This is a genomic window from Methylocystis sp. (genome assembly GCF_051062815.1).
Taxonomy (GTDB): Bacteria; Pseudomonadota; Alphaproteobacteria; order Rhizobiales; family Beijerinckiaceae; genus Methylocystis.
Window position 1 is genome coordinate 21,522 of sequence record NZ_JBPFDU010000025.1, and the last position, 10,931, is coordinate 32,452.

Below are 10,931 nucleotides of genomic sequence, written 5' to 3' on the forward strand. Positions count from 1 at the left end.
CAATGGTTTTTTTGGCGAGATCTAAGGGACGAGTTGTCGCAACACGTAAGGAAGGATGCCGCCATTCTTGAAGTATTCCAACTCGTCGAGCGTATCGATGCGCGCAAGCAACGGCACAGTCTTGGTGGACCCATCCGAGAACGAGATCGAAGCGACCAGAGTTTTGCGTGGCGCAAGTCCCTCGCGCAAGCCATGGATGGTCACGGTCTCATCGCCCTTGAGTCCAAGCGTGTCCCAACCTGTCCCCTCCGCAAAAGTGAGCGGCACGACGCCCATGCCGACGAGATTGGAGCGGTGGATACGCTCGAAACTCTTGGCGATCACGGCGCGAACCCCGAGCAGCATGGCGCCCTTCGCCGCCCAGTCGCGTGACGAGCCATTGCCATATTCGGCGCCGGCCATGACGACCAGCGGCGCGCCCTCGTCTCGGTAGCGCATGGCGGCGTCATAGATCGACATGATGTCGCCGCCCGGATAATGCCTGGTCAATCCGCCTTCCGGCGTGAGGCCTTTCGCATCCCGCATGATGTGATTCTTGATGCGGATGTTGGCGAAAGTGCCGCGCATCATCACTTCATGGTTGCCGCGACGCGTGCCGTATTGATTGAAATCGGCCGGCGCGACGCCATGCTCCATCAGCCATTTGCCGGCGGGCGAAGCCGCCTTGATCGAGCCGGCGGGCGAGATGTGATCGGTGGTGATCTTGTCGCCAAAGAGCGCAAGGATGCGTGCGCCGACGATATCTTCCACGGGCTTGGGCTCGCGCTGCAGACCGACGAAATAGGGCGGGTCGCGCACATAGGTGGACTGGTCGTCCCACGCGTAAGTCTCGCTGCTTGGCGCTTCCACCGCGCGCCAATGCTCGTCGCCCGAAAAGACGTTGGCATAGGTCTCGCGAAACAGATTGCGCGTCACCTGATCGCGGACGAAGGTCGCGATTTCCGCATTCGACGGCCAGATGTCGCGCAGATAAACCGGCGCCCCGGCGCTGTCGTGTCCAAGAGGCTCCTTCGTCAGATCGATCGCCATCGTGCCCGCGAGCGCATAGGCGACGACGAGCGGCGGCGAGGCGAGGTAATTCGCCTGGACGTCGGGATTGACCCGCCCTTCGAAATTGCGATTTCCCGACAGCACCGAGGCCGCGACGAGGTCATGCTCACTGATGGTCTTCGAGATCGCCGGCGGCAGCGGCCCGGAGTTGCCGATGCAGGTCGTGCAGCCGAATCCGACAAGATTGAAGCCGAGATCGTCGAGATATTTCTGCAATCCAGACTTCGCGAGATATTGCGCGACGACCTGACTGCCCGGGGCGAGCGAGGTTTTCACCCAGGGTTTCGCCTTCAGTCCGCGCGCGGCGGCGTTGCGCGCCAGCAATCCCGCGCCGATGAGCACGCTGGGGTTGGAGGTGTTGGTGCAGGAGGTGATCGCGGCGATGACGACGTCGCCATGGCCGAGATCGAAACTTTCGCCTTCGACGCGATAGCGCTGCCCGAGTCCGTCTTCCTTCTTATATTCGCTCGCCAGCGCGCCGAGAAACGCCGAGCCGACGTCGGAAAGCGCAGCCCGGCTCTCGGGGCGCTTCGGGCCGGCGAGCGACGGCGTCACCTCCGCAAGATCGAGACTCAACGTATCGGTGAATTCGGGATCGGGCGCGCCGGACTCGCGCAGCATTCCTTGCGCCCGGGCATAGGCTTCGATCAGCGCGATGCGGTCGTCGGTGCGCCCCGACATGCGCAAATAGGAAAGCGTCTCCTGATCGATGGGGAAGAAGCCGCAGGTCGCGCCATATTCGGGCGCCATATTGGCGATGGTCGCACGATCGGCGAGGCTGAGATGATCAAGCCCTTCGCCAAAGAACTCCACGAATTTCCCGACCACGCCCTTTTTGCGCAGCATTTGCGTGACGGTCAGGACGACGTCCGTCGCCGTCACGCCTTCCTTGGGCGCGCCGGTGAGCTTGAAGCCGATCACTTCCGGCGCGAGCATCGACAAAGGTTGGCCGAGCATGGCGGCCTCGGCCTCAATGCCGCCGACGCCCCAGCCGAGAACGGCGAGGCCATTGATCATGGTCGTATGCGAATCGGTGCCGACCAGCGTGTCGGGATAGGCGAGTTCGACCGTCTTGCCGTCGATGCGCTCGGTGCGCGTCCAGACGGTCTGCCCGAGATATTCGAGATTCACCTGGTGGCAAATGCCGGTGCCGGGAGGCACGACGCGGAAATTGTCGAACGCCGACTGGCCCCATTTCAAAAACCGGTAGCGCTCGCCATTGCGCTGATATTCGAGTTCGACGTTGCGCGCGAAGGCCTTCGGCGTGCCAAAACTGTCGACGATCACCGAATGGTCGATGACGAGATCGACGGGAACGAGCGGGTTGATCTTCTGCGCGGTCCCGCCGAGCGCGACGACGGCGTCGCGCATCGCCGCGAGATCGACGACCGCCGGCACGCCGGTAAAGTCCTGCATCAGCACGCGCGCCGGCCGAAAGGCGATTTCGCGCTCCGTCTTGCCTTTCTCCTCGAGCCATTTCGCGAAGGTTTCGATCGACTCCCTGGTGACCGAACGGCCGTCCTCGTTGCGGAGCAAATTTTCGAGAACGACCTTGAGCGAATAGGGCAGGCGAGAGACGTCTCGAAGCCCGTTTTGCTCCGCCGCCCTTAGAGAGAAATATTGATAGGACCGATTCCCGACGACGAGCGTCTGGCAGGCGTTGAAACTATTGAGAGAAGCCATGGAAGGGTCCTTGCGGCGCGGGAAGGCGCAATCTTTCTAGAAAATTCCATGCCATGGGAGCAAATAGAAAAGACGCGAGGAAAATCGACCCTTCAGCTGCGTCGCTCGCCGCGCAGCGGCCGCTCCTCCATACGCGCGAGGAAAAGCAGGGACAGGCCCACGCAAACGGCAAGCGCCAGAAAAACGAGACGAAAGCTCGAAAACAAAGCGGCGCCGTCGACGTCCGTCTTCATCTCCTCAAGCAATTGCGCGCGGCCGCCGCCTATCGCCAAGGCGGCGAAAAGCGCGACGGCCGCCCCGGCCGCGAGCTGCCGAAAGAACTGCATCGAGGCCGTCGCCGTCCCCAAATCGCGCGAATCGACCGCGTTCTGAACCGAAACGGTGGCGACAGGCAGCATCGCGCCGATCCCGAAGGTCGTGACGGTGAGCAGGGCGTTGAGCAAAAGCAGCGAGCGGCCCGAACCCATCATCGCCGCCGCGCCCAGCGCGGCGAGAGCGCCGGCGCCGAGCCCGAGGAGCGGAGCGGTCTTGTAATGCGTCAAACGCCCCATCAATCGTCCCGACACCGTGGCGCCGGCGACGGTGCCGACCATCAGGGGAATAAGCGTCAGCCCAGATTCGCTCGCATTCATCCCGCCGCAGATTTCATAATAGATGGGCATCACGACCGAAAGTCCGACGAACCCGCCGAGCCCGAAGGAGCTCGACAAGATGGCGTCGCGCACGATTCGAAGTCGGAGAATACGCAGCGGAATGAGCGGCTCCTCGGCGCGGGCCGTGCGCCAGGCGAAAAGCGCCCAGGCGAGAGCGGAGGCGGTAAGGATCCCGACGATCGGCGCCGACCGCCACGGATAGCGCACGCCGCCCCAGCCGAGCGCCAGCACGAGAAGGCCGGAGCCGGCGATCAGCAAAAACGCGCCCAGATAATCGACGCGATGCGGATGGCGCCGCTCCGGCACCCGCTTCAACCTCGAATTGACGATCAGGAGCGCCGCGAGGCCCAGCGGCAGATTGATCCAGAAGATCAGCGACCAATGCCAATATTGCGCGAAAACCCCGCCGAGCGCCGGACCGGCGATGCTGGAGGTGATGAACACCGCGGCGAAATAGGACTGATATCGGCCACGCTCGCGGGGCGAGACAAGATCGGCGACGATCGTCTGGGCGAGCGAGATCAGGCCGCCGCCGCCAAGTCCCTGAATCACCCTCGCGCCGGCGAGCGCCGCCATGCTCGGGGCCAAGGCGCAGGCGACCGATCCGATCACGAAAGTGATCACCCCGATCAAAATGACGCGCCGCCGTCCGTAGACATCGGCGAATTTGCCGTAGAGTGGCGTCACCACCGTCGCCGCGATGAGATAGGCGGTCACGATCCAGGGCAGATCCTGAGGATCCCCGAGGTCCGCCGCGATGGTCGGCATGGCCGTGACCACAATCGTCTGGTCGAGGGCCGAGAGCAGCATCGCGAGGCCGAGCCCGAACATGACCTGTCGCAGTTCGGCGGCGTTTGGCGGCGGGTTAGCGGACATGGCCTTGGGGGAACAGCACGGGGAGCCTTAACTACAGTGTTGCGGCGCCGAACGAAACCCTCACGCCGGCTTTAAAGGGCTTCGCGAATCACCCGCAGCAGCGCCGCCGCGTCTTCGAGCCCCCGCAGGAGCGGGTCGTCGGCGCTTTGCGGCCTTTCGCGCGCGAGGGCCCGTAGCGCCTGTTCGGACGCCACAATGCGCGGCGCCAGCCGGCGCCGTTTTGCGATGGCGAGCCGCTCAGCCGCGAGCGCGCGCAGCAGCCGCGCCTCGGCCACCGTCAGCGGCGGCTCCTCCTGCCGACTCGGCGCGTCGATCGGCGCGGGCGCGAGTTCGGGGAGATCAGCCTCGCCTTCCGAAAGGTCGGCGCGCGCGGCGAAGCCGCTTGCGAGCGCCGCGCGCCAGCCAAGGGCGAATGATGACAGGCGGCGCGGCCACGCCAACGGTCCGCCGCGGCAGTGGTCGCATCTGCCGCAGGGCGCGCTTTCTTCTCCGAATTCGCCAAGGAGCCGCTGAAAACGGCAGCCCGGCGCCGCCGCGAGCCGGGCCACCGCCTGACGTCTGGCGTAGTCGCCGGCGGCCGCGTCAGTGTCTTGCGCCGCTTCCGGACTGCGCCAGCGCAGCGCCAGCTCCGCGGGCGAGAACAGCGTCAGCGCACGGGCCGGCGCGCCATCGCGTCCCGCCCGGCCGATCTCCTGATAATAGCCCTCGACCGAGGTCGGGAGATCTGCGTGAATGATGAAGCGCACGTCGGGCTTATCGACCCCCATGCCGAAGGCGATGGTCGCCACCATCACCGCGCCCTTGCGGGTAAAGAACGCGTCCTGGCTCTCCGAGCGCGTGTGGGCGTCTAGCCCGGCGTGATAGGGCAGCGCATCGAAGCCGAGCCGCGAGAGGTCGCGCGCGAGCGCGTCGGTCTTGTTGCGCGAGTTGCAATAAATGATGCCGCTTTGCTTCCCGGCGCCGCGGCCTTTGCGCGCGAATTCGACGATCTGCCGCAGGCCGGCGCGCTTCTGCGCGAAATCGAGCGCGAGATTCGGCCGCGCGAAGGAGCGCTGGAAGATCTGCGGGGGCCGCGAAAACAGCGTGCGGGCGATGTCGTCGCGGGTGCGCGGACCGGCCGTCGCGGTGACGGCGAGCACCGGCGGCGCGCCGAGTTTTCGCGCAACGTCGCCGAGCGCGCGATAGTCGGGGCGAAACTCATGGCCCCAATGCGAGACGCAGTGCGCCTCATCGACCGCGAAGAGCTTGACGCGGATGTTGCGCAACAATTGCTGCGTTCCGTCCTGGGCGAGACGTTCGGGGGCGGCGTAAAGCAGCTTTGCCCGGCCCGACGCGACGGCGTCGATCGCGGCCGCCGCTTCGTCGTCCTCCTGCATGGAGTGCAGCGCGACGGCGCCAATCCCAGAGTCGGCGAGGGTTCGAAGCTGGTCGCGCATCAGCGCGATCAGCGGCGAACAGACGAGAACGAGCCCGCCGCCGGGAGCTGCGGCCGGGAGCTGATAGAGGAGCGATTTGCCGGAGCCCGTCGGCATGATGGCGATGACGTCGCGCCCAGTGAGCACGGTCTCGACGATCTCCGCCTGCCCCGGCAGAAAATCCCCGAAACCGAAAATGCTGCGCAGCAATTCTTGCGCGGACGACCCCGTCATGGCGCCGCTTGCGACAGCAGCGCTTCGGCGATTTCGCGCCATTCTTCTTCAAGCGGGCCTTTGTGCGGCTCTCGCCCGGCGCGGCGGTACCAATAGAAGGCGTTCGAGAAATCGCCCTCCTTGCGATGGAGAAAAGCGTGGACCCACATGCTTTCGGGGTCGGATTTGTCGTCAACGCATTTATGCGCCGCGTTCCAGTCGCCCTTGGCGTCGAACCAGAGCGCCCGCAGGGGAGGCGATAAAGCCCGCGGCTCGGATGCGGACAGCGATTCGAGAAAAGCGTCGAGGGTCATGGCCTCCAGCCTAAAGAGTAATAAAGCGCGTCATGTTAGCGGCAAATAGGCCCGACGTTGACTCCCGCGCGCGCCGCGCATAAAAACTCGGCACATCTCGAAAGAGAACCCTAACACGCCGAGCCGCCCGAGAGGCGGCAGGCCAACGCCCGGCAGCGCGATGCGCCCCCGGGCGCGTTTTGCTTTGGAGCCTTCGCGCTCGCGGGAGAACAGCATGTTCGAGAGCCTTTCCGACAAGCTCTCCGGCATTTTCGACAAGCTCACACGGCGCGGCGCGCTGTCCGAGGCCGACGTCAACGAGGCGCTGCGCGAAATCCGCCGCGCGCTGCTCGAGGCCGACGTCGCGCTCGACGTCGTGCGCTCCTTCACCGACAAGGTCCGCGACCGGGCGATCGGCGCCGGCGTCATCAAATCGGTGACGCCCGGCCAGATGGTCGTCAAGATCGTCAATGACGTGCTGATCGAGACGCTCGGCCAGGACGCGGAGCCGATCGATCTCGTCGCAACGCCGCCGCTCGCCATCATGATGGTTGGCCTGCAAGGCGCCGGCAAAACCACGACCACCGCCAAGATCGCCAAAAGGCTCAAGGAGCGCCACGGCAAGCGCACGCTGATGGCCTCGCTCGACGTCAAGCGTCCGGCGGCCCAGGAGCAGCTCGCGGTGCTCGGCCGGCAGGTCGAGGTCGACACGCTGCCGATCGTCGCCGGCCAGACGCCGGTCCAGATCGCCAAGCGCGCGATGGAGGCGGCGCGGCTGCAGGGCTATGACATCGTGCTGCTCGACACCGCCGGCCGCACGCATATTGACGAGCCGCTGATGGCCGAGATGGCGGAGATCAAGACCTCCTCCAAGCCGCATGAAATCCTGCTCGTCGCCGATGCGCTCACCGGCCAGGACGCCGTCAATCTCGCCCAGAATTTCGACGAGCGGGTCGGGCTGACGGGCATTGTATTGACGCGTATGGACGGCGATGGCCGCGGCGGCGCGGCGCTCTCCATGCGCTATGTCACCGGCAAGCCGATCAAGCTCATCGGCGTCGGCGAAAAGATGGACGCGCTCGACGAATTCTCGCCGACGCGCATCGCCAACCGCATTCTCGGCATGGGCGACATCGTCGCGCTGGTCGAGAAGGCCGCCCAGGCGATCGACGCCGAACAGGCGCGCAAGGCCGCCGAGCGGATGGCCAAGGGCAAGTTCGATCTGCAGGACCTCTGCGATCAGCTCGCCCAGGTGGAAAAGATCGGCGGATTGGGCGGCATCATGGGTCTACTTCCCGGCGTCGCCAAGATGAAGGATCAGATCGCCGCGTCCGGTTTCGACGACAAGATGGTGAGGCGCCAGCGCGCCATCATCCTCTCGATGACGCCCAAGGAGCGGCGCAATCCCGATCTGATGAAAGCCTCGCGTAAGAAGCGCATCGCCGCAGGCTCGGGCGTCAAGGTCGAGGAGGTCAACAAGCTCCTCAAGCAGCATCGGCAGATGGCCGATCTGATGAAGTCCTTTGGCGCAGGAAAACGCGGCGGCGGCATGATGGGCAAGGCGGCGCAAATGATGGGGCTCGGCCCCGGCATGCAAATGCCTTCCCAGGAAGAGCTGCAGCAGCTGCAGGCGAAGCTCGGCGCGCCGCCGCCGAAAGCGCCGCCCGGCGGCGTTCCGGCGGCGCCGCCCCCCGATCTTCTCGCCAAGCCAAGCCTGCCGGGGCTCGGCGGCGGCTTGTTCAGCGGATTGAACCCCTTCGGGAAGAAGAAATAGCAAACCGGCGATTGTCGTCGCCGGCCCCTCACTCACCTCAACGCAACAGGAACGAAAACATGTCCCTTAAAATTCGTCTCGCCCGCGGCGGCGCCAAGAAACGTCCCTTCTATCGCGTCGTCGTCGCCGACTCGCGCTCGCCGCGCGACGGCCGCTACATCGAGAAGATCGGTTATTTCGATCCCTTGAAGGAGAAGGACGCGGCCGACCGCCTCGTGCTCGACACGGAAAAGGCGAAGGCCTGGATGGAGAAGGGCGCGCAGCCGACCGATCGCGTCGCGCGTCTGCTCGATGGTCTGGGCGTGATGAAGCGCGAAGCGCGCAGCAATCCGCAGAAGGCGCAGCCCAAGAAGAAGGCGCAGGAGCGCGCCGCTGCGGCGGCTGAGGCCGCGGGCGCGGCGGAAGCGCCGGCGGCGTAACTGGGGCGCATCTTTGCCTCGCCCTCGAGAGGGAGTTGGCGGAACGCCATGCGCGATGTTTCATTCGCCCTCATGCTGAGGAGCGCCCAACGGGCGCGCCTCGAAGCACGAGGGCGGACAGCGCGCGCGGCGATTTCCTCGTCCTTCGAGACGCCGCCTGCGGCGGCTCCTCAGGATGAGGAAATCGAATGAAAGGGCCTGCGAAAGGTCTCGTCCTTCTCGGCCGCTTCGGCGCGGCGCATGGCGTGCGCGGCGAAATCAGGCTGCAGAGCTTCACGAGCGATCCGCTGGCGATCGCAGCCTATGAAGGCCTCACCGATAAAAGCGGGACACGCAATTTCAGGCTGCGCGCCGTGCGCCCGCAGGGCAAGGATATGCTCGTCGCGCAAGTCGAGGGCGTCGACGACCGCGCCGGCGCCGAGGCCCTAAACCGCGTCGAACTCTACGTCGCGCGCGACAAGCTCCCCGCGCCGGAAGAGGATGAATTCTACATCGCCGATCTCATTGGCCTTCGCGCCGAGACGGTGGAAGGCCAAATGATCGGCGTCGTCGTCGCGGTGCGCAATTTTGGCGCTGGCGACATTCTCGAAATTGCGCCCGCGCAAGGCCTCGAAAAGGCGTCAGACCTTTCGAAGGAGGCCATGCCAAGAAAGCTCGGCGTCGAGACGCTGCTTCTGCCCTTCACCAAGGCCACGACGCCCGTCATCGACGTTAAAGCCGGGCGCGTCGTGGTCGTTCCGCCGACGGAGGTGGAAGGGGACGCTCCGTAGGCGTTTGCCAGGCAGACCGCGCCGCTCTTCTCCGCTTCCCGCGCTTCGTGCCATAACTGGTCCATGTTTCGTGCGACGGTCCTCACACTTTTTCCCGAGATGTTTCCGGGTCCCCTGGGCCTGTCGCTCGCCGGCGACGCGCTGTCGCGCGGCGTCTGGACGCTTGAGTCGCGGCAGATCCGCGAGCATGGGCTCGGCCGTCATCGCGCCGTCGACGACACGCCGGCGGGCGGCGGCCCCGGCATGGTGATGCGCGCCGACGTGCTGGCGGCGGCGATCGACGCCGCCGCGCCCAAGGACGATCCGCGCCCGCGCCTGCTGATGAGTCCGCGCGGCGCGCCGCTGACGCAGGCGCGCGCGCGCGACCTCGCCCAAGGCCCCGGCGCGATCATTCTTTGCGCCCGGTTCGAAGGCGTCGACGAGCGCATCATCGACGCCCGCGGACTCGAAGAAATGTCGATCGGCGATTTCGTGCTTTCTGGCGGCGAGATCGCGGCGCTGGCGCTGATCGACGCCTGCGTGCGGCTCATTCCCGGCGTGATGGGCGAAGAAGCGTCAGGCGTCGAGGAAAGTTTTGAGGCCGGCCTCCTCGAATATCCGCATTACACTCGGCCCCGCGACTTCGAGGGACGCGACATCCCCGACGTGCTGCTTTCGGGCGATCACGCCAGGATCGCCAAATGGCGCCATGAACAGGCGGTGGCGCTCACCCGCGCCCGACGCCCGGACCTCTTGGCCCCCCAGACAGGCGACGCTTCCCGCCGCCGCTGACTCTCGGCGCGCTGCTCTATTTTTCATCTGGTCCGCCAAGGCGCGCGATCTAGCTATTGAGCAGCTCACCCGAGCTTGAGCCTGAAGCGAGGGCGCAAGGAGGTCCGCACATGCAGAAAACAAAAACGCCGATGAATCCCGACACAGAACGTTCGGCGCTGGATACGCCGACCGATCTTGAGAAACAGTCGACGATGAAGATCGCCGCGGAAATCAACAAGCTCGTCGCCGACGCTCTGGCGCTTTATCTCAAGACCAAGAATTTCCATTGGCACATGAGCGGCCCGCATTTCCGCGACTACCATTTGCTGCTCGACGAGCAGGCGACACAGATCTACGCGACCGTCGACCCGTTGGCCGAACGGGTGCGCAAGCTTGGGCAACCGACGCTGCGCTCGATCGGGCAGATCGCGAAATTATCGCGCATCAAGGACAATAATGAGGAATTCGTTTCGCCTTTCGGCATGCTTTCCGAACTGCTGGAAGACAATAAGGCGATGGCCGAGTCCATGCGCAACGCGCATAAGGTCTGCGACGACAACGAAGACATCGCGACGGCGAGCCTTCTGGAAACTTTTCTCGATGAGACCGAGAAGCGAACCTGGTTCCTGTTCGAGGCGGCGCGCGGCGCCGGCCCCGGCGGCCACTGAGCGCGGACGCGCCTCTTCTCCGAGACGCTAGCGCGTCGGAACCGGCGTGCCGCTGCGATAATCATAGAAGCCGCGCTGAGTCTTTTTGCCGAGCCAGCCGGCTTCGACATATTTCACCAGCAGCGGGCAGGGGCGGTATTTTGAATCCGCCAGGCCCTCATGCAGCACCTGCATGACCGAAAGACAGGTGTCGAGGCCGATAAAATCGGCGAGCTGCAGCGGACCCATCGGGTGGTTGGCGCCGAGCTTCATCGCCGTGTCGATGGCGTCGACCGAGCCCACGCCTTCGTAGAGCGTGTAGATCGCCTCATTGATCATCGGCAGCAGAATGCGGTTGACGATAAAGGCGGGGAAATCCTCCGAA

The 10,931-nt window shown here is 65.1% G+C and carries 10 protein-coding genes; 5 read left to right on the forward strand and 5 right to left on the reverse strand.

Annotation, left to right across the window (positions count from 1 at the left end):
• Nucleotides 1–21: 21 nt before the first annotated feature.
• The 4 genes from acnA to ACR65W_RS02680 all read right to left on the reverse strand — a co-directional run bounded on the left by acnA (nt 22) and on the right by ACR65W_RS02680 (nt 6,204).
• On the reverse strand, nt 22–2,733 hold the full coding sequence (acnA, locus tag ACR65W_RS02665) for an aconitate hydratase AcnA (RefSeq protein WP_434499589.1): 2,712 nt from the start codon (nt 2,731–2,733) through the stop codon (nt 22–24).
• 92 nt (nt 2,734–2,825) lie between these two features.
• Nucleotides 2,826–4,262 (reverse strand): MDR family MFS transporter, encoded by a 1,437-nt coding sequence (locus ACR65W_RS02670; protein WP_434499588.1) that lies wholly within the window; start codon nt 4,260–4,262, stop codon nt 2,826–2,828.
• 71 nt (nt 4,263–4,333) lie between these two features.
• The gene (locus ACR65W_RS02675) at nt 4,334–5,911 is read right to left on the reverse strand and encodes a RecQ family ATP-dependent DNA helicase (RefSeq protein WP_434499587.1); all 1,578 of its coding nucleotides are present in this window, start codon (nt 5,909–5,911) and stop codon (nt 4,334–4,336) included.
• Nucleotides 5,908–6,204 (reverse strand): hypothetical protein, encoded by a 297-nt coding sequence (locus ACR65W_RS02680; protein WP_434499586.1) that lies wholly within the window; start codon nt 6,202–6,204, stop codon nt 5,908–5,910. The genes ACR65W_RS02675 and ACR65W_RS02680 overlap by 4 nt, the downstream gene beginning before the upstream one ends.
• Nucleotides 6,205–6,418: 214 nt before the next feature.
• Here ACR65W_RS02680 and ffh point away from each other — a divergent pair, with 214 nt between their 5' ends.
• The 5 genes from ffh (at nt 6,419) to ACR65W_RS02705 (ending at nt 10,567) form a co-directional block, all read left to right on the forward strand.
• On the forward strand, nt 6,419–7,957 hold the full coding sequence (gene ffh / locus ACR65W_RS02685) for a signal recognition particle protein (protein WP_434499585.1): 1,539 nt from the start codon (nt 6,419–6,421) through the stop codon (nt 7,955–7,957).
• 59 nt (nt 7,958–8,016) lie between these two features.
• Nucleotides 8,017–8,376, forward strand: a complete 360-nt coding sequence (rpsP, locus tag ACR65W_RS02690) for a 30S ribosomal protein S16 (RefSeq protein ID WP_018406465.1) — start codon at nt 8,017–8,019, stop codon at nt 8,374–8,376.
• 188 nt (nt 8,377–8,564) lie between these two features.
• A complete protein-coding gene (gene rimM, locus ACR65W_RS02695) occupies nt 8,565–9,146 on the forward strand; it encodes a ribosome maturation factor RimM (protein ID WP_434499584.1) in 582 nt (193 codons plus the stop codon).
• A 63-nt stretch (nt 9,147–9,209) separates the two neighbouring features.
• On the forward strand, nt 9,210–9,917 hold the full coding sequence (trmD, locus tag ACR65W_RS02700) for a tRNA (guanosine(37)-N1)-methyltransferase TrmD (RefSeq protein WP_434499583.1): 708 nt from the start codon (nt 9,210–9,212) through the stop codon (nt 9,915–9,917).
• Between the two features lie 110 nt (nt 9,918–10,027).
• Nucleotides 10,028–10,567 carry a Dps family protein gene (locus ACR65W_RS02705; protein ID WP_175093826.1) on the forward strand — a complete coding sequence of 180 codons (540 nt, stop codon included), beginning with the start codon at nt 10,028–10,030 and terminating at the stop codon, nt 10,565–10,567.
• A gap of 27 nt (nt 10,568–10,594) precedes the next feature.
• On the opposite strand, the gene ACR65W_RS02710 is transcribed toward ACR65W_RS02705, so the two are convergent.
• The coding region (locus ACR65W_RS02710; protein WP_434502264.1) for a 3-hydroxyacyl-CoA dehydrogenase family protein at nt 10,595–10,931 on the reverse strand (337 nt) is incomplete at its 5' end.